Source organism: Streptomyces filipinensis, from assembly GCF_014649495.1.
GTDB lineage: Bacteria > Actinomycetota > Actinomycetes > Streptomycetales > Streptomycetaceae > Streptomyces > Streptomyces filipinensis.
In genome coordinates, this window is record NZ_BMTD01000015.1 from 102951 (window position 1) to 127879 (window position 24929).

The 24929-nt window shown below is 68.8% G+C and carries 21 protein-coding genes and 3 pseudogenes; 9 read left to right on the forward strand and 15 right to left on the reverse strand.

Annotation, left to right across the window (positions count from 1 at the left end; genetic code table 11):
- Window positions 1-240: 240 nt before the first annotated feature.
- The 3 genes from IE244_RS29245 to IE244_RS29255 all read left to right on the forward strand — a co-directional run bounded on the left by IE244_RS29245 (window position 241) and on the right by IE244_RS29255 (window position 4219).
- The gene (locus IE244_RS29245) at window positions 241-513 is read left to right on the forward strand and encodes a hypothetical protein (RefSeq protein ID WP_191876556.1); all 273 of its coding nucleotides are present in this window, start codon (window positions 241-243) and stop codon (window positions 511-513) included.
- On the forward strand, window positions 510-1082 hold the full coding sequence (locus IE244_RS29250) for an RNA polymerase sigma factor (RefSeq protein WP_191876557.1): 573 nt from the start codon (window positions 510-512) through the stop codon (window positions 1080-1082). Before IE244_RS29245 ends, IE244_RS29250 begins: the two co-directional genes overlap by 4 nt.
- A 92-nt stretch (window positions 1083-1174) precedes the next feature.
- On the forward strand, window positions 1175-4219 hold the full coding sequence (locus IE244_RS29255) for an ATP-binding protein (RefSeq protein WP_229854395.1): 3045 nt from the start codon (window positions 1175-1177) through the stop codon (window positions 4217-4219).
- A 392-nt stretch (window positions 4220-4611) separates the two neighbouring features.
- On the opposite strand, the gene IE244_RS29260 is transcribed toward IE244_RS29255, so the two are convergent.
- Window positions 4612-5271 (reverse strand): hypothetical protein, encoded by a 660-nt coding sequence (locus tag IE244_RS29260; RefSeq protein ID WP_191876558.1) that lies wholly within the window; start codon window positions 5269-5271, stop codon window positions 4612-4614.
- 944 nt (window positions 5272-6215) lie between these two features.
- Window positions 6216-7067, reverse strand: a complete 852-nt coding sequence (locus IE244_RS29265; RefSeq protein WP_229854396.1) for a LysR family transcriptional regulator — start codon at window positions 7065-7067, stop codon at window positions 6216-6218.
- An 81-nt stretch (window positions 7068-7148) separates the two neighbouring features.
- On the opposite strand from IE244_RS29265, the gene IE244_RS29270 reads away from it, so the two are divergent.
- The gene (locus IE244_RS29270; protein ID WP_191876559.1) at window positions 7149-7643 is read left to right on the forward strand and encodes a cupin domain-containing protein; all 495 of its coding nucleotides are present in this window, start codon (window positions 7149-7151) and stop codon (window positions 7641-7643) included.
- Between the two features lie 564 nt (window positions 7644-8207).
- Here the strand turns inward: IE244_RS29270 and IE244_RS43240 are convergent.
- The 5 genes and pseudogenes from IE244_RS43240 to IE244_RS29295 all read right to left on the reverse strand — a co-directional run.
- A pseudogene (locus IE244_RS43240) lies at window positions 8208-8306 on the reverse strand (IS5/IS1182 family transposase); the annotation flags it as partial.
- A 78-nt stretch (window positions 8307-8384) separates the two neighbouring features.
- Complete coding sequence (locus IE244_RS29280) at window positions 8385-8561, reverse strand: hypothetical protein (protein WP_373305788.1); 177 nt, start codon at window positions 8559-8561, stop codon at window positions 8385-8387.
- A 97-nt stretch (window positions 8562-8658) separates the two neighbouring features.
- Window positions 8659-9162 carry a P-loop nucleotide/nucleoside kinase family protein gene (locus tag IE244_RS29285; RefSeq protein ID WP_229854397.1) on the reverse strand — a complete coding sequence of 168 codons (504 nt, stop codon included), beginning with the start codon at window positions 9160-9162 and terminating at the stop codon, window positions 8659-8661.
- Window positions 9163-9546: 384 nt separating this feature from the next.
- Window positions 9547-10560 carry a DNA topoisomerase IB gene (locus IE244_RS29290; RefSeq protein ID WP_191876560.1) on the reverse strand — a complete coding sequence of 338 codons (1014 nt, stop codon included), beginning with the start codon at window positions 10558-10560 and terminating at the stop codon, window positions 9547-9549.
- A complete protein-coding gene (locus tag IE244_RS29295; RefSeq protein WP_191876561.1) occupies window positions 10551-10691 on the reverse strand; it encodes a hypothetical protein in 141 nt (46 codons plus the stop codon). The genes IE244_RS29290 and IE244_RS29295 overlap by 10 nt, the downstream gene beginning before the upstream one ends.
- A gap of 240 nt (window positions 10692-10931) precedes the next feature.
- Here IE244_RS29295 and IE244_RS29300 point away from each other — a divergent pair.
- A pseudogene (locus IE244_RS29300) lies at window positions 10932-11600 on the forward strand (Orn/Lys/Arg family decarboxylase); the annotation flags it as partial.
- 1157 nt (window positions 11601-12757) lie between these two features.
- On the opposite strand, the gene IE244_RS29305 reads toward IE244_RS29300, so the two are convergent.
- Window positions 12758-13273 (reverse strand): hypothetical protein, encoded by a 516-nt coding sequence (locus IE244_RS29305; RefSeq protein ID WP_191876562.1) that lies wholly within the window; start codon window positions 13271-13273, stop codon window positions 12758-12760.
- A 228-nt stretch (window positions 13274-13501) separates the two neighbouring features.
- Window positions 13502-13837 carry a cupin domain-containing protein gene (locus tag IE244_RS29310; RefSeq protein ID WP_191876563.1) on the reverse strand — a complete coding sequence of 112 codons (336 nt, stop codon included), beginning with the start codon at window positions 13835-13837 and terminating at the stop codon, window positions 13502-13504.
- Between the two features lie 532 nt (window positions 13838-14369).
- On the opposite strand from IE244_RS29310, the gene IE244_RS29315 reads away from it, so the two are divergent.
- Window positions 14370-14903, forward strand: coding sequence for an RICIN domain-containing protein (locus IE244_RS29315; protein ID WP_268252917.1), 534 nt, complete (start codon window positions 14370-14372; stop codon window positions 14901-14903).
- Between the two features lie 674 nt (window positions 14904-15577).
- Here IE244_RS29315 and IE244_RS29320 read toward each other — a convergent pair.
- Window positions 15578-15914, reverse strand: a pseudogene (locus IE244_RS29320) (hypothetical protein); the annotation flags it as partial.
- Window positions 15915-16640: 726 nt separating this feature from the next.
- Between IE244_RS29320 and IE244_RS29325 the strand changes: the two are divergent.
- Window positions 16641-17795 carry an oxygenase MpaB family protein gene (locus IE244_RS29325; RefSeq protein WP_191876565.1) on the forward strand — a complete coding sequence of 385 codons (1155 nt, stop codon included), beginning with the start codon at window positions 16641-16643 and terminating at the stop codon, window positions 17793-17795.
- A 565-nt stretch (window positions 17796-18360) separates the two neighbouring features.
- Window positions 18361-18588 carry a hypothetical protein gene (locus tag IE244_RS29330; protein ID WP_191876566.1) on the forward strand — a complete coding sequence of 76 codons (228 nt, stop codon included), beginning with the start codon at window positions 18361-18363 and terminating at the stop codon, window positions 18586-18588.
- 203 nt (window positions 18589-18791) lie between these two features.
- Here the strand turns inward: IE244_RS29330 and IE244_RS29335 are convergent, their stop codons facing one another.
- From IE244_RS29335 to IE244_RS29355, 5 genes are all read right to left on the reverse strand, one after another.
- On the reverse strand, window positions 18792-18962 hold the full coding sequence (locus IE244_RS29335) for a hydrophobic protein (protein ID WP_191876567.1): 171 nt from the start codon (window positions 18960-18962) through the stop codon (window positions 18792-18794).
- 553 nt (window positions 18963-19515) lie between these two features.
- Complete coding sequence (locus tag IE244_RS29340; protein WP_191876568.1) at window positions 19516-20067, reverse strand: GNAT family N-acetyltransferase; 552 nt, start codon at window positions 20065-20067, stop codon at window positions 19516-19518.
- 446 nt (window positions 20068-20513) lie between these two features.
- On the reverse strand, window positions 20514-21260 hold the full coding sequence (locus IE244_RS29345) for a phosphotransferase family protein (protein ID WP_191876569.1): 747 nt from the start codon (window positions 21258-21260) through the stop codon (window positions 20514-20516).
- Between the two features lie 154 nt (window positions 21261-21414).
- The gene (locus IE244_RS29350; RefSeq protein WP_191876570.1) at window positions 21415-22230 is read right to left on the reverse strand and encodes a phosphotransferase; all 816 of its coding nucleotides are present in this window, start codon (window positions 22228-22230) and stop codon (window positions 21415-21417) included.
- A 420-nt stretch (window positions 22231-22650) separates the two neighbouring features.
- On the reverse strand, window positions 22651-23385 hold the full coding sequence (locus tag IE244_RS29355; protein WP_191876571.1) for an SDR family oxidoreductase: 735 nt from the start codon (window positions 23383-23385) through the stop codon (window positions 22651-22653).
- A 92-nt stretch (window positions 23386-23477) separates the two neighbouring features.
- Between IE244_RS29355 and IE244_RS29360 the strand changes: the two genes are divergently transcribed.
- Window positions 23478-24341 carry a LysR family transcriptional regulator gene (locus IE244_RS29360; RefSeq protein ID WP_191876572.1) on the forward strand — a complete coding sequence of 288 codons (864 nt, stop codon included), beginning with the start codon at window positions 23478-23480 and terminating at the stop codon, window positions 24339-24341.
- Window positions 24342-24929: the final 588 nt, after the last annotated feature.

The window sequence follows — 24929 nt, forward strand, 5'->3', positions numbered from 1 at the left end:
CTACGGGGATCCTGACCACTCGGCGCCGACCGATTCCGGGCGTTGCGATCGAAGGCCACGCTTCTGTCGACGCGCAGCACCATCAGCCCCCGCAGTTGTCCGCCATACATGTGAACTGAACACCTGCGGCAAAATGGGTGTTCGAATTTGATTGCACCCTGGGATGAAGCCTGCCGTAACGCGTTGGCTCGGCCGTTGACGTCGACTAAACACTTCTGGTGGGGCGAGAGATGAACAGGCATGAACGCCATCACAGCCCTGGTGCAGGGGTGGGCAGTTGAGGGGGCCTCCTTCGTGCGGCACACGTTGCCGTGGCAGTCCGCCTGCTGCGTCTTATTCATCGGTGGAGTGATGAAGACCCTTTCGGAGAGGTCGCGCCGCAAGACTCTGCTGGCCATCACCACGCAGGCGCCGCCCGGCACCGTAGTGACGCAGGAAGGTGGCATGGGGGGCCCGAAAATGTTGATTCAGGTCGGAGGCGGGTCGGTATCGCTTCCGGAGCGGGACTCATGACGCCCCGAATCCCGCCCCTGCACTGGGACGAGATTGCGGCCCGGTACATGCAGCTCCGCGATGGGTTGGTCCAGTACGCCAACCGGCTGCTCGGTGGTGATCGTCATATGGCTCACGACCTGGTTCAGGAGACGTTCAAGGCCGCTGCCTTGCAGTGGGAGACCTTGCGTACCCGCAGCGAGGGGATTCAACGGGCCTGGTTGTACCGGGTGCTGAAGAACAAGGTGTTCGACCAGTGGGGAGCAGCCCGACGCTGTGTAGAGAGCGTCAGCGGCCAGGACATGGTGTCCGAGCTGGAGACGCCGCGGACGGCGATCTCCAATCTCCTTTTGCAGAAGTGCTGGAAGGTCATCGACAGCATGCCTTGTGCTCAGCGACGGGTGGCACTCTTGAAGTGGCAGGGCGAGTGGACCAACCATGAGATCGCCGCACACTTGGACATCGCTGCGAGCACCGTACGGGTCCATCTGAGAAACGCGCGGAACACACTGGTCGCGGAACTGGGGGACGAGGTCGTCTTTCCATCCGAGTGGAGGGACGACGGTCCAGGAGAGGAGGCAGCAGTATGAGGAACGGCCAGGACTGGTCAGACGTGCCCACCCCCCCGTCGGCGTCCAGCGGGTCCGTCAGGGCTGACGACCTCCTCAAGCAGCTCCACCGTGTGGACGATGCACAGGTTTCGACGCACAGTGCCATCGAAGGGTGGAATGAGTTGAGGGAGTGGATGGCCGAAGAGAGGCCGTCCCCCCAGAAGCAATTCGAGCGGTCGGCGCTCCTTCCCCGGGGTCAGCGACCTGATGCGGTAGAGCATGCGACTCACGAGCTGCGGCAGCCGACCACCGAGGTCTGCCTGCTGGAGCGCCACGGCGAATTCCGTGCGATCGACGAAGCGTTGGCGGAACTGGGCAGAACCGTCAAGGGTGTACGGCGACTGCGGCGCACCGGGCTGCTCGCCTTCACCGGCACGGCCGGACTGGGCAAAACAGCCCTCATCGCGGAAGTGCGCGCCCGGGCCGCGACACACGGGTTCACGGTGTTCTCAGGCAAGGGCGGCGAGACGGAGCAAGGGACCGCGTTCCGCGTGGTGCGTCAGCTGATGCAGCCTGCCTTGGCGGCGATGGACGAGGCGGAGCGCCGTGTCTTCCTGGGTGGTTGGTACGACATCGTCGCCGCCGCGCTCGGACTCACGGCGCCGGACACCGCTCGGGCACCGGACCCGACCGGCGTGCGCGACGGCCTGGACTGGGTCATGACCCGCCTCACGGTCACGAAGGCACCCGTCGTCTTGCTCCTGGACGATCTCCACTGGGCCGACGTCGAGTCTCTGAACTGGATCACATCCTTCGCCCCACGCGCCGAGGACCTCCCACTGCTGATCGTCGTCACCTACCGGCCGGACGAACTGCCTCGCGAGGCAAGCACCCTCCGCGCGCTCGTGGAGGGTCACAGGAACCGCCCCTACGCCCTGAAGCCACTCACGCCGTCCGGCGTGGCACGAATCATCAAGGAGAAGGTGGGCGAGGGAGCCGAGGACGTGTTCTGCATGGAATGCTGGATGGTGACCGGAGGAACGCCGTTGGAGGTCGCCGAACTCGCCGTTCGGCTCGGCGAACGGCAAGTCACAGGCACGCACGACGAGCTGCCTGTGGTGCGGCATCTGGCCTCGGCGACCAGGGGCCACGGCCTGCTCGAACGCCTCCAGGAACTCGGTGCGGCGGCCGTCCGCTTCGCGTGGGCCGCCGCCGTTCTGGGCACCCCCGTCTCACCGGATCTCGTGGCTACCGTCGCCGTCATCGACAGCGAGGAGGCCGCCGGGGCGATCGGAACACTGCGCGCCGCGCGAATCCTGACAGACGCCCCCGGGCAGGGCGGTGACCTGGAGTTCGTACATCCGCTGATCGCCTCGGCGATCTACCGGGGCATTCCCGCGGCCATGCGAGTCGCCCTGCACGATTTCGCGGCGCAAGCAGTCCGCGCAGCGGGGTTCGGTCCCACTGCCGCAGCCCGGCATCTGCTGGAGGTGCCCTGCGAAGGCAGGCCCGAAGCAGTCGAGTGTCTGCGGGATGCCGCGCGGGAGTACCTTCGCGCGGGGGCGCCGGAGGCCGCCTCACGAGTCCTGAGCCGGGCGCTGCTGGAGCCGCCCCTGCCGGAGGACCGTGCGGCGCTCCTCCATGAACTGGCCTGCTCGACCTTCCTGATCGATCCCAGGGCCACGGTCAGTCATCTCCGGGCGGCTCTGGCAGAACCCGGAGTCGCCCCCTCTCTGAGGGCCTCCATCGTCCATCGGCTGACGCAGGCGCTGGCCCACACCGACCAAGTGGCCGAGGCGGCAGCCCTGGCCGACGACGAGGCACGGCAGGCGACCAACCCACGCATCCGGCTGCGCATGCAGGCCGATCACTTCGTATGGAGCGCGTTCCGCACCGACGAGCCCGACCCGTCCGCCCGCTCGCGCCGGCTGGCACGGCTGGCCGAGCACCTGACCGGGCGCGGTCTGGAAGAGCGGTCCATCCTGGGCCTGCGAGCCTGGGACGCCATGATGCGCGGCGAGCCGCAGCAGATTGCCCTCTCCTATGCCGACAAGGCCCTGCGCGGCGGACTGAGCTGGACTGATGAGAACCGGGGCTTCGAGGTGCCCGCTTCCGTCGCCTTGGTCTTCATGTACTGCGACCAGCCACGACGGGCCGAGGAGCTGTTCGCCAAGGGGATGGCCGAGTGCGAGGCCAAAGGCTGGCGCGGCTCCCACCTGGCTGTCGGGCAGGCCCTCTTGGCCTATTCCCTCTTCCGTGGCGGCTGCCTTCCCGAAGCGGAGGAAATGGCACGGAAGGGCCTATACACTGCCGACCGGGTGAAAGGCGCAGTGCCCGCCCAATGGTTCGCCATCGGCGCCCTCATCCAGACCCTTGTCGCCCGCGGGAGGACGACCGACGCGCGCGAGCTCGCCGATTCCTACCGCTATGGCGAGGTGATTCCGAACACCGCTATCTACTCGGATCCCCGCACGGTGTACGCCGAACTGCTCCTGGCCGAGGGGCGGCAGTCCGAGGCCGAGCGACTCTTGTCCGAGGTCGGGGACCGGCTGGACTCACGGAACTGGCGCAACCCGACCTGGTGCCCCTGGCAGCTGCACCTGGCGTCCACACTCGCCCTCACCGCCCCCGACCAGGCAGTCCGCCTCGCGCGGGAAGCCGGCAAACGGGCCCGGCACTTCGGTACGGCGTCCGCGATCGGCCAGGCACTCCACACCGAGGCCGAAGTGACCAGGGGGCCGGCGGCGCTCGACCTGTACGCCGAGGCCGTCGACTACCTGGAACGGTCCCCCGCCGCGTACGAACTGGCCCGGGCCCTGGTCGGATACGGCGCCGCCCTGTCCCGGAACGGCCAACTGCAAGAAGCCGCTGACCGCCTCTACCGTGGCCTGGAAGCCGCAGTCCACTGTGGTGCCGAGGCACTGGCCGCCCACGCCAGAGAGGAACTCCTGGCAGCAGGACTGCGGCCACTGCGCCACGCACAGAGGGACACCCTCACCGCTCATGAACGACGCGTGGCCGAAATGACGGCCCAAGGCCATCCGGCAGCGGTGGTCGCGAAGCAACTGCGCATCACCGAACAGAGTGTGAAGCGACTGCTCTCCTCCGTCTCCCGCAAGATCGGCACCGACGGCTTCCGTCTCGCCAGAGAGTTCCAGGCTCTCTCCCGGTGGTAACGATGCCGCGCAGCAGCCGCCGGCCCCGTGGGCTGGCCCCGACGCGGGCGCCCCGCGACTCGGGCGCGTGGTCTGGATCGGGCGCCCAAACACCCGGCTGTGCCTCCGTGTCGCTGCATGACGCGGAAAGTGAGAACCTACATCAGACTACGAACGCGCCGGCGTCAGGCATGCGCACTCCCGGCGCACGCCGCACCCTGGCGAGACCACCGGGATGCCGCAGGTCGTCGTCTACCCGCCGATCGATGACGGCGGCCGGCAGGTCCGCGTGGCCCTGGGCCGGATGTACGGCGGGTGACTGGCGGACTCACGGACTCCGGCATCGGCACGTTGGAAACAGGGTCGGGGACCGGAAAACGGATCGGTATTCCCACGTCAGTCCCACACCGTGCTCAGGCAGTTTCCTCTTCTGCGATCGGAGCGCCCATCGGGTAGCGCTCCAGGATCAGACGCTTCATGTCATCGCGTGCGGCGACCAGCGCCGTGGTCGTACGCGCGGTTTCCCGGATCATGTCTGCCAGCGTGCCGGGCTGCAGCCCGTGCTCAAGAGCGTGTTCGATGTCTTGTCGGTGGCGCGTCACCCAGTCGACGCGACCTTCCACTGCGCGATCAAAGCTGTCCAGCAGTTCGGGGCAGTAGATGCCCATCAGTCTGCGCAACGTACGTCGAGCTGCTTGGCGGCGCTTGGCCGAACTCCAACGCTGCGCTAGAGGTGCGGAGGTCTCCATGATCGCTTTGATGTCGCGCTGTGCGATCTCGATGTACCCCTGCCTCAAGGGGATCCCGAGGAAGCGAACCGAACGGCCGCCGCCGTTGCCCACACCGGCCATGTACTTGACGTAACTGCGGGTGAGGTGCTGGGACCTGAGTCGTTCCAGTGCTTCGCCGGTCCTCTGCGCGGCCTGGCACCAGTCGTTAAGGATCTCGTGGAGCTCCAACAGCGCTTCGCGCATGCCGGGCCATGCCGGTGTCGTGGTGACTCGCTCTGACAGCCCGCGGAGCATGGTGCCCGCGGCCTTCGCGACGACGGTTGCTTCCGGGCCTGCCACCATGAGGACGTTTCTCGCCTTCTGCCGGAGGTTCGAGATACGCCAGCCTAAAAGGAACCTTGGCCACTGGTAAGGCATTTGAGGTGGTCCTGAGCCTGGCAGGGGCCTGGTCACTGTCCGGCAGACACAATCGTGGGCTGGCGTGGCGATCGGCTCCGGTCACCACGGAGGCAGACTGTCCGGAGAACGCGTCTCCGCGATGCCTCCCCAGGAAGAGGAAGTGCCGCCCACGGGCCCGGCCGCGACCGTGGCCGCGCGATTGAGGCGACCCGGCTGATCGTCTGATACGTCTTCGAAAAGCTGGGATTCGTTGCCGAGGGTGTGTTGCGCGATGCGCAGCTGCGAGGGGCAAGTGGGCGGACGCGCGGATGATGTCGATCTTGGCGTCGGAGCGGTTCCAGCACCGTGGGCGGCCGGAAGCAGCCAGCCATGTCGGTCTGACCGCCGTTGTTCCGTTCATGATGAGCGAGTGGGCCGGCTGGAGCCGCTGCTGCCACCTTTCTTCCGCCTCCCTCCGTTGCCTCACTTGGGCCCGCACGACGGTGGAGCCGACCGCCACAGCCCGGTCGATGCCGTCGACGGCGTCGGCTGCCGCGAGGACGGCGGCGAGGATCTTCTTCCCACGTGCCGTCGACAGCGCACCTGAACAGCCGTTGGGGGGTGGCTTGAGCGCCGCAAGCGGTGCATGTCGCCGACAGGTGGCATCGCTGGCACAGCCTGAGCGACGCCGGCGAACGGACTGTCGCCCAGCACCGCCGCTGCCTGCGCGGCCTGACACCCGCAGCGTCTCAGCCCGAACCCGAAGACTTCCGGCCCTGGAGCCGTTCGCGTCGCCATGGCCGACAGGCCACCGCTCTGCCGACCGGACTCGGGCCCGGCACACTGAAAATGAGCCCATCGTCCACCAGATCGAGAAGCCAAGCTGCAGCAGCATCCGTTGCCGGTGCTCAGTGGCGGTACGCGGTAATCGCGATCTCGACGAAGGATCGGATCAACGGGTTGGTGTCACCTTCGTTCCACACCGCGACCACTCGGCTCGGTGCCATGTCGATCAGCGGTACCACGGCCAGTTCTGCAGGCAGGTCGTGTCCGAGCGGGGCGAGGCCGACCGTGCCGCTCCACAGCACGGCCTGCAGGCATTCCTGGACGGCGCGCACTGCTGGGCCCGCGCGCGGCCTGCCCCCGTTCCAATACGACTGCCAGAGGGGGTCGGTGCCCTGTGGGAACTGGAACCAGCGGCGGTCGCTCAGATCGGCCAGCCGCAGCCGGTCGCGGCGGGCCAGCGGATCGTCGGCGCGCAGGACCACGCCGACCGGGTCGGTTCGCAGGGCGCGCACCGTCAGGGCGGTCTCGTCGAAAGGCGCCCGGGTCAGGGCGATGTCGACCAGTCCGGCGCGCAGCCCGCACGTCGGGTCGGTCAGGTCGGTGTCGCGGATGCGGATGTCGACTCCGGGATGGTCTCGGCGGTAGGCGGCGGCGAGCCTGGCCACTCCCGGGTCGGTGCCGTCGCCCAGGATGCCGACGGTGAGGGTCGCGACGCCGGCCGCCGCGCTGACGCGGACACGGACGCGGTCGGCGTGGTCGAGTAGAGCCCGCGCCTCGTCGAGCAGCACAGTGCCCACCGGAGTGAGCGTGACACCGACAGGCGAACGGGTGAACAGCAGGGCTCCGATATCGGCCTCCAACTGCTTGATCGCCCGGCTCAGTGGCGGCTGACTCATGTGCAGTCGGGTGGCGGCCCGGCCGAAGTGGAGTTCCTCGGCGACCGCCACGAAGTAGCGCAAGGTCCGTAGCTCCACGCTGCAACAATACCCACAGGGTATCGGCGTTGCGGGATGGGTCTTGGACACTGACGGGGTCCCGGCGGTGCACTCGTCGGCATGACCGACGAAACCAAGACCAGCGAACCGCAGGCCGACCCCGCCGTTTCGGTGGTGGGCCCCGGCGACGGCGAGATGATCGTTCTGGGTACCACGCGCATGCGGGTTCTGGAGGACGGCAGCCACACCGGGCACCGTCTCGCGATCGCCGAGTCCGTCCTCGCCCCGCACACCCAGGGGCCACCTCAGCACCGCCACGCCCGACACGACGAGGGCTTCTACATCGTCTCCGGCACCGTGCGGTTCACCGTCGGGGACGAGGACCACGATGCCACCGCGGGCACGCTCGTGATGGTTCCGCCCGGTACCCCGCACACCTTCGCCAACCTGACCGACCAGCCCGCGGTCATGCTCAGCACGTTCACCCCGGACCTGTACGTGCAGTACTTCCGAGACCTCCAGGCCGTACTCGCAGCCGGTCGACCGCTGACGCCACAGGCCAATGTCGACGCGATGAGCCGCTACGCGACCGAGCCCGCCACCGACCTCGCCTGAAGCCGACGGGACGGCACGGCACGGCCGCCCTCCTCTCGACCGGCAGGGCCGTGCGTTCCCGCCCTTCGTCGTCGGGCCCCTCGGACGACGGACCGGGCCTTCTCCAAGTGTGATCGTGTCCTCCGTGCGGCGGGGTACGGCCAGCTCCACGCATCGCTCCGGATCGGCGGCCGCCCGCCGGCTCGTCCTCGGGTAGCAGCCACAAGGTCAGCGTGCCGCAACCGCCAGCTCCGCCCAGACGGTCTTGCCCCACCGCGATTCGTCGTAGCACCTGCGGTGCGACAGCGCGTCGATCAGCACGAGGCGGCGCCCAGCCTCGTCACCGCCGGCGACCGGACCCATCTTCGGTAGGGCCGGATTTGTCGGTGACGCCGATCCGTACGAGATCGTTCGACACGCGCCGGACGGACACCCGGATCAAACGGCACGGGGTGTGGCGGACCGCGTTGCCCACCAGCTCGGACACGATCAGCGTGCCCGCATCGGCCTTTGTACGAACGGGACTCCCCCCAACTGCCACCGAAGGGGGCGATGTGACGTTGACTTGAACGCACCGACTCCCAGGCGCTCGCAGTGTCGGTGCAGTCGGCGACAGCCGGAGAGCCAGGACATGGTGCGCTCGAAGACCCAGCGGTATCTGCCCAGTCGCTGCGAGGACTGAACGGGTAGGCCAGGGCCTCGCAAGGCGCCAGTTCGGTGGTTGGCCGGTCCGTGGCCGCACGGGCCGGTCGGCGTAGCCGATCAGCCGGTCTTGGGGGCGCAGCGCATGCCGCGACGTTGCATCAGGGCGACTGTCTTCTCAAAGAGCACGCGGGTGCCGTTCTCGGCCACGCCGGCGGCAAGGTGCATCCGGGCGAGCCGGGCGAGGTCGCCCGCGGTGGCGATGACCCTGCCGTACGGGCCCGCTGATCGCGGCATCATGTCCCATTGCGGTGCTGGTGCCCGATTCGCTGCGTCAGTTCATGATCGCCAACTCCAACCACCGTAATCACTTCCGCTGAACGGCTTCAGGTCCTCAGGGAGAGGGCTGCATGACGACCTGCTCACCCTCTCCAGCCGGTTCCTCGAACTTGGTCAGGTAGCGGCTGAACAGCGCCTCGTCCACAGTGACGGAGTTGGGGCCCTCCTCGCCGTTCCGCGCCTCAAGGCGACGTTCCAGCGTCGTCTGGTCGGCCTTGAGGTGGATCAGTTCCCAGCGGCCGCCGTGCTTCTCGATCAGCGCCTTGTAATCATCACGGGCGGCACGACTCCAGAAGCTGTAGTCCACCACCACATCGCACCCGGCCAGCATCAGCTCGACCAGTTCCTGCCGCTGCTCGCGGCGGACCTCTTCCTTGAGCTGGTCGAACGCCTCCGCTTCCAGCACCATGCCGGCGTCACGCTGCCCGAGTCGCTGCCAGACCACCTCGTCGATCGACAGGCGCACGTAACCGCGTCGCACCAGATCCATCGCGTAGGTGGTCTTGCCCGCTCCCGGAAGACCACACATCAGCACCACGGTGCTCACTCGCTGTGTCACCGAACCAGATTAGTCCCGAGGACGCCCCGACCTCGGTGGCCGGCAGTGCGCCCGCTGACATGATCCGGGTCGGCCTCGCGCAGCGCACGCAGCAGCCCGGGGTGACGGACCGGCGGTCGACGTTCAGTCGTCGCCTCGGACGATGTTCCAATCGCCACTCGTGTGCGCGGCGGGTGACGCGTTCTCGTCCGCAACAGCAGCGATGCGCGTTCGCACACTCCCGCGCGGGAGGTGACGTGCCTTCGCCCAGCCGGACTCGGCCACTCGAAGTGCGGGCTTCTGTTCGGACCGCCTGGTCACGACGCTCATCTGCTCTCTGTGTGTCGTCTGTTCGCCGAGTATGCCGGTGCCGTCCTTGGAAACGTCAGCCTGGGGACGGCACCGCTAGAAGAGGAGGTGTAGCACTGCTTCTTCGACGACGCCTCGGGTGGCGGGGCTGCCGAGTGTGCTGTCCGTGCCGAGGGTGTCGAGGGCGGAGGCGATGGTGCGGCCGTCCTCGAAGTGCTCGATGACGCGTGGGTTGATGTACGACCCCCGGCAGACGGCCGGGGTGTTGCCGAGGTAGTCGGCGACCTCGCGGACGGCCCGGCGCACGGCCCGTCTCCGGGCGGCGGCGGACACGTCGGCGACTGGGACGGAGACGGCGAGCGCGACGGCGGCGAGGACAGTGGCGTGCCAGGTACGGAAGTCCTTCGCCGTCATGTCGGTCCCCGTACCGTCACGCAGGTAGGCGTTGAGGTCTGCGGCGTGGACGTCGTGCCAGGCCCGGCGCTGCCAGTAGGCGAACAGACGTGAGCCGTTGTCAGGGCGCCGCAGCAGTGCCCTCGTCGCGCGGAGCACCGGCTCGTCGACGATTGTCCGCGACACTTCCCTGGCGTTCTTCGCGGCATAGGTGAAGCACACTTCGCCCCGGTGGCAGGTGACGTGCTCGCGCAGCAGCGTGGTCGGACCATAGGTGTCGTTGTCCTTGGTGTACGACTCGTTGCCGATCCGGAAGAAGCCGAGGTCCAACAGTCGCGCTGCGCAGCCCAGGACGCGGTCGCGGCACAGGCCGCGCCGGGCGAGGTCCGTGGCCACGCGCTCGCGCAGGCGGGGCAGAGCCGCGGCCACCTCCAGCACGTGATCATGCTTGGCCGCCTCCTGCTGCTCGCGGAACCGCGGGTGATACAGGTACTGGCGGCGGCCGGCCGCATCGGTTCCGGTGGCCTGGATGTGTCCGTTGGCTGCGGTGCAGATCCAGACGTCCCGCCAGGCCGGCGGGATCGCCAGAGCGGTGATGCGTTCGCGCACGGCCTGGTCGGTGATGGTCGTCCCGGTGGGGCCGAGGTAGCGGAAGCCGCGGCCACAGCGCCGCCGGGTGTAGCCGCGGGCGTGGACGTCACTGGTTCTCAGGCGCATCGCCGGTCCCGGCCGGAGGATCCGCCGTGCGGGCTCGCGCGGTACAGCAGCCGTTGACCCAGGAGCGAGTTCAACGGCCACACGGTGGCGAAGCAGCACAGCACCACGGCGTCCGAGGTGCCTGTCCCCATGACCGCCAGGAACACCGAAGCCGCGCCCAGCAGCACGACGGCCGGCCATGGTCGCGCATCAGCCGGACCATCGCATTCACCGAACGCTGGGACTGTGCGGTCACGAGAACACGCGCCCGCACTCGGCAGCGCGCTCCCCACACGATCGTTCCCGGTGCATCGCTCTGCCGATCGCAACGGGCACCGGCTCCCACGGCCATGATCCAGGTCCCTTCGTACGAATGGATGCCTGTCGGGTAATACGCGGGGATCGACGCATGGCGCCGGCAGACGGCCCAGCACGGCCACGACCTCATCGACCACGCGCCGCGGCTGGCCGAGCGCACCCGGGCCGCGATCGAGGAGATCGACGGCTTCCACGTCAACGACGCCGACGACTTCCGCGGACCCGGCCGCGCCGCCGAGTTCGACCCTCTGCCGGTCGTCATGGACATCGAGGCGCTGGGGACCACAGGCTACCGGGCCGCCGACTGGCTGCGCGAGCATCACCACCTCGACATGCACCTGTTCGACCACCGGCGCCTCAGCGCCCAGCTCACCCACGCCGACGACGAGCAGACCGCCGGCCGGCTCCTCGCCGCCCTGCGTGACCTCGCCGACCACGCGGACGAGTTGCGGGACGCGCCGCGCGTCGACGTGCCGTCCCCGGCCGAGCAGCGGATGGAACAGGCCCGGCTGCCCCGCGACGCCTACTTCGATCCCCATGAGGACGTACCCACGCACCGCGCGGCGGAGCGGCTGGCCGGCGAGATGATCACGCCCTGTCCGCCCGGTATCCCCGCCGTACTCCCCGGCGAACGCCTCACCGAACCGGTCCTGCGATACCTCACCAGCAGAGTGGCGGCAGGCATGCACCTGCCCGACGCGGCCGACACGCAGCTGAAGACGATCCGGGTGGTCGCCCAGTAATGACGCACAGGCTGCTGAGCAGCTTCGGTGACAGCTTTTTGATCGCCGGGAGCGCGTTGCCGGCCGCGAGCCCGGCTGACGGTCTGGCGCACCGTTGACAGCGGACTCGGCCCCGGGTGGTCCGCCGGGGCCGGCCAGGTGCAGGCCCGGCGATCCGGCAGCCCGGGCGATGCGCTGACGTGCTCATGCGACCAGCGGGCGACGTCCCTGGCGACGTGGGTGCGTGCGGTCGGCCGCTCGGTCCGCCGGTCGGTCACCGAGCGGGGTCCAGAGCGGGAGATGAGGGTGCAGGCGCTGAAGGCCGCGGCACCGCCGCGGTCCTCGCCTGGGCGCTGTACGCCCGCTCCGGCGCCCGAGGTCTGTACGCCCGAAGCCGCCCGTTCGCATCGCCTGCGGCTCCCAAGGGGCCCATGGACATCGTTTACCGGCTGCTGGAGACCCCACTCGGCGCCCCGGTGAGCCTGTGCGTCGACGCCCTGGTGTCTCCCCCGGGTCTACGACCGCCGCGCGGGGCGGCTGTGCCACCAGCTGTGCGTCGACAGCGCCGGGCTGCTCAGCGACGCGGCGGACCAGCTGGCTACCGGGGAAGCGGCTGACGTACCGGATGACCGGGACGAGCGGGCCCGCTGGCTGGGCGATGTCCCGACCGATCTGCGGGCGGCCCGGCGCTGGTCCTACGAGAGCCTTCGGCTCAATCCCCTACGACGATTGCGGCACCGCGCGGATCACGAGCGGACCGGGTCATGGACACCAGACCCGCCCCCACACCCTCCCGGCGGCCGCTCCCGATCCGCTGCTGGCCGTCCTGCCCGCCCTCGCCCTGCGGTGAGCGGTCCCCACGACGAGCCCGCTGACCCCGGTGCGTCGGCCGGACTCGCCTCCGCACGCCGGGCCACCGGGAACTCCTCAAGACCCTGGCCTCTCCCGGTGTACTCGACACCGAGCAGGCGGCGCTGCGCACCGGCTCCGGACGCCTACTCGTGGCCCTGGAACGGGCTACTCCGCCTATGCCGAGCCGGAGAACCAGCCAGGCTGACCAGGCCGATGCGTCCTGGGCCGCGGATGTGCCGGACCGAACATATCCCGGCGGCGCAACAGCAGATGCCGGTCGCCTCCGACCCCGGCCGCTCGCGTCCAGTCCCCGGGACGCGTCCGCGTCAGCCGCTCAGCAACACGTCCTGAACCGCCCTCACACGCAGTTCCTCCAGCGTGCTCATCTGCCGCTCGGCCCGTGCGATCAGTCCGTCGAGCTCCTGCTCGTCCAGGCGGTCGTCCGCATCGGCCAGGGAGCGCAGGGTGCGCCAGCCGAGCTCCTTGCCCTCCACCCCCAGCCGGAGGAACTCGAGTTCGATCACCAGCGTCAGCGGTGAACGTCTGAAGAGGCGCCCGTTGCTCTTCAGGCGCCCCAGTCGCTCGGCCGCGCCGGATGCCGCGACCTTGTAACGGCGCTCCGGCACGCCCAGGCTCCGCATGATGCGGAGCAGGCTCGCACGGTCCTCGCCGATCTCGCACGCGAGGTTCCGTAGCGGTTCCGCGAACGGCGGGTCGCGATGCGACCGGGCCGCGAACAGGGAGCGTCCGGCTCCGACCGTGGCACCTGCCAGATGGTCGTTGAGGTAGATCCCGAGCAGGTCCGTGCGGACCCCACGGCTCTGCGGGCGGGTGCCCGGCATTGGTGTCGTCATGGCTCGTGCCCTCGCTTCTCTCCGCCCGCGTGCGGCGGTGTCGCACGAGTACCCGGACGGGGCGCTCCGGCCCCTTCCACGGCGAGCACCCTCGCCGCGCGCTCCGGCCGCGACGAGGGTGCCGGAATCGGGCAGGTCACACCTGTGTGGGGAACCGTTCCCCGATCACGGTGCGCGTCCCCCATGCGCCCGCGGCGACCCCGCGTCCTGCGGTGCCTACCTCTCGGGCATGCGCGACCCGAATGCTGGACCGAACACGACGAGCAACGCCAAGTCCTCGGATACGTCGGTGAACCGGTGCTCCTCGCCCGCCCGCATGAAGATCACCGCTCCGGGACCTACCATGGCCGTCCGGTCCGGCGTCACGATCTTGGCGCGCCCGGCCGTGACGACATAGATCTCGTCCACTCTGTGAGGACTCTGGGCGTCGCGTCCGCCGACTGGGATGCAGTACGTCCCCACCGACAGATCTGATGTCCTCAGCTGCTCAACCCAGTCGCTGTCGCCTTCACCGGGGTGCGCCCACACCCCCGTGCCCTTGATGATCTCCATGGCGAGAGCCTGGTGCTACGTCCAAGTCCCCCAGCAGCCAAGATCCCGTTACGAGTACTTACTGATCATTCGGAATTGGGGGTTACTCGTCGTCGACGTTCGGGACCACCTCTCCATCAGACGCTCAACCTCGGCGAGAGTGAACATGGTCGCGCTCCAGCGGGAGCCGTCCCCCGTCAGCCGGACCTCGACGTCGATATTGCAGACGTCGTCCAGGTCCTCGCCCGTGCTGGGCAAGAACGACACCTCGAACTGGTCGGTGCGGACGCGGTACCAGGGTCCGTCCCAACCCCGCTCAGCGGCTGGGGTCTCGGTGCTGGACGAGTCGCGTGACGCCCGCCCCTTGGGGCGGCGCCTGTACGCCGACGCCGAGTAACAAGCACCGCGGCACCACTGCAGCTCCCGCCCCACCCGTTAGGAGGGTTTCAGGGCGGAACCCCTCTTGCGTGGTTGTTGTGCGCGAGAACCTGCGCTGACGGCCTCGTGGACAGTCGAACAAAGGGAACACGTGAAGCCACGCAATCGACACGCCATGCTCGCTACGACATTGGCTGCCATCTTCATTGCGGCAGCCCCGGGCGTGGGGGCGGCCGAACCGCAAACCCAAGCAGAGACGGCTGCAGCGGCTTCCGCCGCCGGCTCGGTCGGACCGTTCCAGGTCAGAAACCAGGGCACCGGCCGCTGCATGGGCTTCCCATCGGGTGAGGACCGCGTGCGAGTGTGGGACTGCACCACGGAGGCGTACCAGCTCTGGGACCTGGACGCCGATGGCCGGGGCCGCTACCACATGGTGAACCGCAGGAACGGTGAGTGCCTCGCGGGCTACGCGCAGGGCCCGAGCGGCTGGGCGACCTGGCTGTCTCGCTGCGACAGCAGCTTCACCGACGTCGACCAGCTGTGGTACGTCGACCCCGCGCACCAGTCCGACCCGGCACGCATCGCGAACCTCTACGGCCGCGTCCTTGAACCCGACCGCGGCTGGAACGGCGCGAACCGGTCACCGGTCGTGACCAACGACAACCAGGGCCTGCCGAATCAGAAGTGGACCCTCAAGTACATCCAGTGAAGGCCGTCCGTTCCGGACCAACGCGGCGTTCGCACCCCCCTTCAGGGGACCGTGCGAGAGCCGACTCACCGTCACGCCCCAGGGTCTGTCCGGCGGGTCAGGAGCGTACGCGTTCCGTCGGACGGGTCCTGGTACTCCGACATCAGCCGGGGCAATCCAGTTCACACGGGCGGAGGTTCGGCGTCTCCGTGGCAGCTCATCGTCCCCTACCACCGCACCTTCGCGGCCGCCGAGGACGACACCACGCCCTGAGCTGGTCGAACTGGCGCCGACGACGCCATGCGGTCGCTCGCCGCCACCTGCGACGCTGTCGCACGGTCCAGGGCTGGTCTACCGAAGGGCAGGCGCGTAGCTGAACACGAGAATGGCCCCCGACGAAGCGACCAGAGCAGGGGCCATGCTCACCGCTCATCGCGCGGAGGCAGTGCCATTCGAACTCATGGTGACATCGCTTCCACAACGGTGTTCAAGGTGTATGCGGGGGTGCAGCTCTGCGACGCAACCCCCACGCCCTGAACCGACCGCTCACGAAGATGCCAGCACCGATGGAAAGCAAGATCAACAGAGTCGACGGCGCGGCGTCGAGGGTCGCGTGACGGCCCCCGGCTGCCAGCGAGCCCACAAAGGTGATCCCTCTGAGCGTCGCGGCGGCCACGGCAAGGCAGACTGCTATCTCAGCCCACCACATCGCCCGCGTCGGTCGTGTCGTCATGGCGATGTTGTACATCGCGCACCTGGCTGCTGTACAGCGGGGAAGTACGTGCAGGGCGGGCGATGCCGAGCCCAGCGCGGTGGACATCGTCGCCTTTGAGCGGGCAGTCGCAGAGGATGTTCCAGCCCTTCATCCGGGCGACGATGTGCTCGCCGCGGGCGCGGACCTTGCGGTGCGCGGTGGACGAGGGTGCCGTCCACGATCAGGACCGTGTCCTTGCGGGGCCGCTTGCGGGTCTGGAGCGCAAACAAGGGACCGAGATGGTCGATGATGCGATCGGCGGCCGTTTTGGACGCCCCGGCCTTCCCGTCCCCCAGGGGTGTGATGTGCCCGCCGACGTCGGCAGGGACCGATGCCGCACCAGCCACAACGGCTGAGACGACAGTGCGAAATCCGATCCTCAGGCGTGCTTCGGATCGCGTCCGCGTGTATCCCGGACACTGCCGGGAACATCGTTTCTCCGTCACTCGAACAGTCCGTCGGCACGCTCACCCCGGCGTGCGGCGCAGCGGGCGGTCCGCCGTGGCCCCGGCGTGGACCGTTGCCATGGCCACCGGGCCAGGCTGTCCGGCGGGTTCGGGTGAGAGCCGCGGTCAGTCGGCCGCGTATGTCAGCGGCACGGCTCCCTCCCTCTCGTCGCCCGGGTCCCGAGTGCGGCTTGGTCATCGCTCGCTCGCCCTCTGACCGACGGGGCCGGCACGGCGGCACGGGCGGACGGCCGCCGCATCCGCACCGCCTGACGTCATGCGCGCCCCTGGCAGACGCGGCGCTACCCGTCCACGTCTTCGCGCCCGGGACCAAAAGGGTGATCTCGGAGCACGGTGACGGATACCCGATGCTCCCGGACGCCGCCCGTACGCGCGCGCCAGGCCCCTCACCGCAGGGAAAGCATTGCTTTCGGGGATCTTGGTGCCCCACACCGTTCGCCTGCCGAACCGCCTGCCCCATGGCCCGGCCGGGGGCAGGCAGGCTCCGTGTGCTCCTGCCGTCCTCCCCACCTCGAAGAAGGGACAACACTCATGGCCATGACAGCCGAAAACGTCGAAGCCGAAATGGAGGCCGCAAACCAGGCCGGCGACCCACCCGCCGACGCGCTCGTGTCCGACCTGATCGACAATCAGGAAATCGACGGAATCAACGGCCTGTTCCGCACGATCGGAACCCTGCACCCAGGACAGGACCTCTCCGGCCTGCCCCCAAGGCTGGCGAACTTCCTCAAAGAGGCCACCGCCGAGCCGCCCGGCTGGAGCGAGGCGGACGTCAAAGCCGCAGAAGGCTTCTTCGACCACCACCACGGCGAGGCGTCCATGCTCCAGGGCACGGTCGGCCTGATCGGCACGTACCTGTCCCCCACCGGCGCCTTCACCCTGCGCTCCACAGGACGCCTGGGCGGAGTGGACGGACCGGGCCGGCGCCTGTCCCAGTCCTCTCGCCTGTTCATCGGCATGGGCGACAGGGGCGCCCTGCGCAACGGCACCCTGAAGGCAACCGTGACCAAGGTCCGCCTGGTCCACGCCTCGGTCCGCCAGCTGCACAAGAAGAGCGGCGAGTGGGACTACGCCAAGTGGGGCGAGCCGGTCTCGCAGAAGTACACCGCCGGCGCCATCTGCGTCTTCAGCGTCCAGATCCTCGAGGCACTGAAGAACCTCGGCGTGCACGTCTCCGCCGACGACCGCCACGGCTTCATGTGTGCCTGGCACTACGTCAACCACTACCTCGGCACACCGGAGCAGTGGGTGATGCCCAAGGACGCCGACCTGGTCGACCAGATCTGGAGGATCGAGCGCGAGAAGGAGTGGAGGGAGTCCGACGACGGCAAGTTCATGACCGCGCAGGCCCTGAAGTTCTACAAGCAGGAGATGGTGCCCCCACCGGCCTACGACCCCTTCGTCGCCATGGTCCGTGCCGCGTTCGGTGACAGGTACGCCGACATGGCCGGCATCCCCCGCAACGCGGCCCTAGACACCGGTGCCAAGATCGCCGCGGCCGGCCACTCCGTCGCCAGCAACACCTTCGGCGGTCTCTTCGGCGGCACCGCCCAGAAGGCCACCGGAACCAACCCCTACGATGCGATCCTCGGCCAGGCCTCCAAGGCCTTCAACAAGGTCGAGGAGTACGCCCTCAAGCACGACAAGGACGACCAGCCCCAGATGCACCAGGAACTCCACGACGACCGCTGACCACCGGCCGAGCGCACTGTGCCCGCTGTGCCACAAGCGCAGCGGGCACGCTGGGCAGCGGGACAGGCATCCACACAGGACACGTGGCTTCAGGTCACCGCCGTCGAGCAACGCAGCAGGCAGGGTGGAGCAGTGCCAGCGCCGCCTCACGCGGCACTGGCCGGAAGAGGCCGGCAGCGCGGCCAGACGGCTGTGTGTCACACATTGTCCTGGGGCAGGCGCGGCACCGGGAGGGAAGGCGCCTTCCAGCGCTCAAGCGCATCGTCGACAACCACCACTCCAGGTTGAAGTGCTCGGCCACCCTGCGTGAACGCTGAGCATCGGAATGTGCCGGCGTCAGAGCCGCTTCTCTGGCCCACTGCCAGGGCCGAAGGGAACCCCGTGGATGTCAAACGGGACACCCTCCAGCCGGAATGAGGAGCCTGACCTGGAGTAGTCGGGAGTGCACCCGACCTCGTCCCAGGTAAGGCTGGTGTGGTGTGTCCGCTCGCACCCCGGATCGTCCACCCGCTAGCGTCGGCAGGCGGTCTGCGGGGGCGGGGCTGAGCCAGGAGAGGATTCGGACATGGCCGAGCGCCGCGTGATCGTGTTCCCACCGGACGAACACGGCGGACGCCGTATCCAGATCGACGGCGAGACCTTCGGCACGGCCTTCAGCCTGCACGATCTCACGGCGCTCCTGCACCGGGCAGGCTTTGCAGACGTGGACGAGCTGGACGTGGCCGAGTCACCGATCATCGAGTGGCACGGCGGCGGACCGGAACAGTGGCAAGGCACAGCCTGGACCCCGTGACGTGAACGGCGCCCGACGCTCTGCACCATGACGACGAGCCTCACCCTGGAGGCTCACCGGGACCCCTTCGAGAGGCACCCCCGTTCCACGGACGGGTGGCAACCCCCTTGGGACGGTGTCTTCTTACACGGGTGGCCCGGCCGTGCCGGCCGGGCCACCCGTGATTTTCGCGCGGCGCGCTCCTCGCCACCGGCGCCTTCGGTCTACCAGCGGTACCAGCGGCCCTTGCGGCCTGCGCCATCCGCGCTACGGACGACGAAGCCGAGCAGCCACACGATGAGCACGACCACCGCGATCCACCACAATGCCTTCAGGGCGAAGCCTGCACCGAAGAGGATCAGAGCCAGCAGAAGAACCAGAAGCAGGGGAACCATCGTTATCAACCTCCTGGCCACCGGATGCCCTTACTTCAGTCCCACAAGCACAGAAAATCGGAGTTACTTTATCTGTGCGATGGGCACGTGCGCGCTGTGAACGGTTCCCCTTCCTGCATGTCGCACGCGCCGCGGCCGCCCCTGGCCGGTCACTCGCTATGCCGCTCCGACCAGGTCTTACCGGTGTGATGAGGACAATGTCCACAGCCAGCACCCGCTATCGGCAGCGATGAGCGGCATGACCACTCTGCTCAGATCGGCCACGGCAGAACCGGCCGGTCACCGGGGCCAAGCGCTACCCACGGGCACATAAGCCGCTCGAGCGCGAGGGTGCCGGAACGGACCGCGCGGGCGACAGCGGCGCTCCCCTACCCTGACCTCACGCGGCCCGCACCGCGTGCAGCGGCGGCGGAGCGGGTGCTCGCCGAGCACGTGGCTCGCCGTCTGCACCCCCGCTCCGTCCGGCGGCAAGGAGCCGCCCACACGCCGGGAAGCTCAAGTGCCGAATCGTCGACCGCTGTGAACGTGGAGAAACGGAGAACCAAAGGACCGCTCAGTTGCCCAAGGCTTGCCACTCTGGCGCCAGTACCGACCAGACCTCGGCGTCGTGGCGGACGCCGCGGTAGAGGTAGATCTCGCGCAGGACGCCCTCACGGGTCATGCCGAGCCGCTTGGCCACGTTGATGCTGGGCGTGTTGTTCGGCGACACAAACCACTGCACGCGGTGGATGCCGCGTTCGTTGAACGCCCAGTCGATGATCAGCCGTGCTGCACATCCGACCAGGCCTCGGCCTGTGGCGGCAGGCTCCAGCCAGCAGCCCGCCTCGCAGATGCCGGCGGCGGCGTCGAATTTCGGGAACGAGACGCCACCCACGAGCGTGCCGTCGAGCCAGATGCCATACAGTCGGCCTGAGTCGGAGGCCGCCTTGTCGGCGTAAAGCTGGAGATAGCTGCGGGCGGAGTCCAAGTCCGTGGCGAGGTCGGGCAGTTCCATGTGCGCACCGATGAAGTCACGCCCCCGGTCCATGTGCGCGAGGAACTCCTCGGCCCGCCACGGTTCCAGAGGCCGCAGCTCGGCCCCGTCTCCCAGGGAAGTCGCGAACATAGCCATCCTTCGAAGTGCGCTTATCCGATCGTTAGATCTTCGCACGCCCGCCCGGCCGGTGGCCTTCAGCACCCCCCGACGGCCGCCCGCGGACCGGACGTCGATGACCACAAGGGTCGGGCCCTCTGTTTCGCCGGCCTTCTTCCCGCACTTGGCAGCGCAAGCAGTACGGAGCTCCCCTTCTCGCACCCAGCCGGCCCGGCAGGTGCCCACCAAGACGTTGGGACGGCTCTGCCTCGGCGGGCGACCGTTGGTGCGATCTCTCGGCCTCGTAGCCATCTGCGCAGGTGGAGGTCCGCGGTCGGTCGGATGAGGTCCAGCCAGCCGCTTCTTCGCCATGCCCGGCAGACCGACTCACCCAGCCAAATGAAACGGTGTCTTACGACTCCTGACACAAGGAGGTCGATGTGTCAGAAGGCGTACGTGGCAGTCGGGCCTGCGCAGCCTCACATCCGGGATCTCAGCACGTCGACCTCACAGCCCGGCGCGAAGGGGTCGTAGCCGTGCTCGATCAGCCAGCGAACTGCCAGCAGGCTTCGCAACGACCACCACGCGTGGATCACGTCGAGGTCGATGTCGGTGCCATAGCCGGCTATGACGTCGTCGAGGTGCTCCTCGTGTCCCAGCGTGAAGGTGGCGAGGTCGTACAGGGCATCACCCTGGCCCGCCTCGGACCAGTCGATGATGCCCGTGACCTCGTCACCGTCGACGAAGACGTGCGCGATCTGCAAGTCGCCGTGTGTGAACGCCGGAGTCCACGGCCGGAGCGCGGCCTCGGCGACCTGGCGGTTGCGCGTGACCAGGTCGGCGGGCAGGACGCCGTTCGTCACGAGCGACTCGCACTCGTCGTCGAGTTCCGCCGCCAGCGCCCCGACGCTCCGGCCGGCCCGGCCCGGCCGGGGTGGCAGCGGCGCGTCGTGCAGCTTGCGGATGACGGAGCCCGCCGCGGCCCACGCCGCCGGCGACCCGGTCGACGGCCCACCCAGGCGCCCAAGCGTCGTCCCCGGAAGCGCGGCGATCGCGAGCACGGGCGGCTTACGCCACAGGACCTCCGGCGTCGGGACCGGCGCCAGGGACATCGCCTCGACCTCGACGTCGATGCGCGCCTGATCGGCGTCCACCTTCAGGAACACGTCACCGACGCGCAGAGTCGCACGCTCGGAATGGGCGACGACGACCTTGACCTCATCCATGGGCGACCAGTATCCCGGGGATGATCGCCGACGTCGCCGGGTTTATCGCGTGCGATGCACGCGGCTGACCGCGTCCCGCTAGCCTGCGGCCCCCTGCACGACACAGGCCTCTGACCAGTCAAGCCCAGCACGTTTGTCAGGAGTCCTGAGCCAGTCATCCCAACAGGGCAGCCGTGAACATCTCTTGGTGAGCCACCAGCCACTCCTGGATGCGGTCCCAACGCTGCCAACCACCGCGCTCGGACAGCGCCTGGGTGTAGACGGGGTCACCGTCGGCCACTCGGCCAGCGACGAAGGCCCGGCAGGATCCGGTCGCCTGTTCGATGACGCCCGGCAGTTCAGCGCGCTCCTGCAGGGAGAGGCCGTAACCGTCGGCCAGTATCCGTAGTCGTGCCGGGGCGTCCAGCCCCGCGGGATAGAAAGCTGCCGCGGACGTGGGATCGACCATGGGAACCCAGTAGCGGGCGGTCATGGCGACGTCCCATACTGCTCGGCCGGGGGCCGCCAGGTCGAAATCGATCAGGGCCGCGGCATGGCCGTCGCGGAAGACGACGTTCTCCGGGCACACGTCGTTGTGGCACAGCATCGTTCCGCCCGCCGGGTCGGCCAGGGACCGGGGCCACTCGGCGCATGCGTCCACCGGGATGGCCGCGCTGGCGTCGTGCAGGCGCCGTAGCAGTCCTCCCACCGATCTCAACGCGGTCTCGGTCATCGCCCAGCGCGGAAACGGCGGTAGAGCGACGTCGCCGGGGATGAAGGTCAGCTGCTCGCGGCCGTCCGCGGTGAGACGGATCGGCCTCGGAGCCGCGTCGAACCCCTGCTCTTCGAGCGCGCGGAGATGGGCATGGAGGGCGCGCGCGGTGCGCGGCGCCGGGCGTTCCACCAGAGCACCGTGGCGGAAGACCGCGCCCGCGTTCACCATGCCGCCGACCAGGGCTTCGCCCTCCGCCGTCTCGCCCTCCGCCGTCATGCCGATCACGCTACCGTCAGCTCGGACGTGTGGGGGACGTTCCCGAAATACGCTTCGAACAGCTCGCCCACCTGGGCATTCCCCGGACGCTGAGGCAGCCATCGTCTGATCATGTGCTCCGGCCACGGATGCGGGGACCACGACGAAGGCCGTGATGACGAAGGCCGTGATGGTGAGTTTGCCGCCTTCTCCGAACTACCGAGGGCGTCCCGTGATCGGGTTGTCCCGTCTCCGATGACCTGGTCCGGGATCGGGGCCGTGGCCTGCGGCGACCAGGTCGGTCGAGACGCCGCGTCGCCGGAGATCCCAGTCGGTCTGGTCCCTGTCGGGCAGATGCCTGACGCTGTCTCAGTCGATCTGGTCCTTCTCCACCGTTTCGTGGACCTACCGGAGCCTCGTCGATTCACGACGGGTTCGTGATCACCAGGGGACGACGCCGTCGTCCTCGAAGAACGAACCGGTCGGGCCGCCGTCGGACAGGGTGGCGAGCCGGATCGCTGTGGCCGCGCCCTGTTCAGGAGTGCGGGGCCCTTGGAAGCCCGTGAAGTCGGTCGCGACCAGGCCCGGGCAGGCGGCGTTGATCAGGATGTTCGTACCGGCGAACTGCCGGGCGTACTGCACGGTGAGGGCGTTGAGGAACGACTTCGACGGCGCGTAGGCCGCCATGATCGGGATCTCGATGTATGGGTCCGTCTGCCGGGCCAGGGAGCCGACGCTACTGGAGACGTTCACGATGCGTGGCGAGGCCGAGCGCCGCAGCAGTGGCAGCATCGCGTTGGTCACCCGGACGACACCCATGACGTTGGTATCCACGACCGTGCGGAGCACCTCCAGGTCGAGCACGGTCGGGTCCTGCACCCACCCCGGGCCCATCTCGCCCGAGATGCCGGCATTGTTGACCAGGGCGTCCAGGCGCCCGGCCAGCCGTTCGATCAGTTCCGCGGCATCAGTGACGCTCTGGTCGTCGGTCACGTCCAGCGGTACCCCGAACGCGTCCACGCCGACGGCGCGCAGCTTCCCGACGGCGGTTTCGCGTCGGGCGGCGTCGCGGGCGCCCACGCCCACGCGGTACCCGCGGCTGCCCAGCCCGGCCGCGATCTCGTACCCGATGCCCTTGTTCGCGCCGGTCACCAGCGCGATCATCGTTTCGCTCATGCTGATGATGTTGGCTCGCTGACGAGTGGCGCGGCCAACACCGATACGGTGTCCTGTCATACCTGCCAGGTATCACCGAGTAGGCTGCGGCCGTGGACACCCTGGAGACCCGCGAGCTGCGCTACTTCGTGGCCGTCGCCGAGGAACTGCACTTCGGGCGCGCCGCCGAGCGCCTGGGCATGGCCCAGCCGCCGCTGTCGCGGGCGATCCAGCAGCTCGAACGGCGCCTCGGGGTCTGCCTGCTGCAGCGCAACCGCCGTGGCGTCCGCCTGACCGGTGCCGGAGAGGTGCTGTTGCACGAGGGCCGGGCGGCCCTCGACGCGACCGCTGCCGCCGCTCGCCGCACCCGGCGCGCCGGCGGTGCCGACAGCCCTGGCGGCCCCCGCGGTCGGCTGGTCCTCGCGGTGAAGGCCGCCGCGTCCCACGAACTGCTGCGGAAACTTCTCGACGCCTACGCGGCCGAGCCCGACAGTGCCGAGATCGAGGTGCTGCCGTGCGGCATTTCCGAGCAGGAAGAGCTGCTGCGCGACGGACGCGCTGATGTCGCGCTCATGCACACGCCGTGGAACTCCCTCGCCGGGTTCGACAGCGAGGCACTGACGACCGAGGGGCAGGTTGCCGTCCTGCCTGCCGGGCACCCGCTCGCCGCCCGCGAGACCTTGTCCCTGGCCGATGTCAGGGACGTCCCCGATCTGCCGCTCGCCCGCTGGCCCACCCAGGGCACCTACGCGCCCGGCCCGGGCCCCGAGATCCACAACCAGACGCAGCTGGCCCAGTTGATCGCCCTCGGACGCACCGTGGCGGTCGTCCCCGACTCCGCCCGCTCCTGGCTGTGGGCCGAGCACACGGCTGTCCCCCTGACCGACGCGCCTCCCGTCGTGACCCACATCGCCTGGCCCGCCCACAGCCGCTCCCTCGCCCTGGCCGGCCTGATCCGCACGGCCGCACGGCTATGACCAGCTCCTGCCCCCATCGGTCAGCACCCGGGACAGCTCAGGTGCCACCAGGGCCAGCGGGACCGAAGATGCAGACCCGCGGGACCAGATCATCTGGGACGGCGAGCGAATCGGACCAGATCATTCGAGGCAGGGGCCACATCGCCTGAGACGGGACACGGGTATCGGGACGATCAGTCTTGAGGAGAAGTGCCCTGTCGCAGTGCAGGTGAACCAGCGGATCTCTGTGGCCAGCAATGGCTCAGGTGTACTGAGCCAGGACCGGTGGCTTTTGGATGGGGGCCGGTGAGGGACCGTCGTGCACCTGCGGCGCCTCCCACAGGTTCACGACGATGGACGACTGTGACCGCAGCGCCTTGCGGCACGCCCCGACCACGGCCAAAGGGGCGTCCGTCCCTGAGAACGGCGGATGCTTCGAGACCGGAATCTGACGGTGGGCGAAACGCAGGGCGTTGAGCTCGGCACAGGGCCGGGCAGTCGGAAACGAACCCCGCCTCCTCAACGAGGCGGGGTTCGTGCGGTGCACGACCCCCTTGCAAGATCATCCGGTGCTGTAGTGTCTGCGCTTCGAATCGAACGAACAAGCGG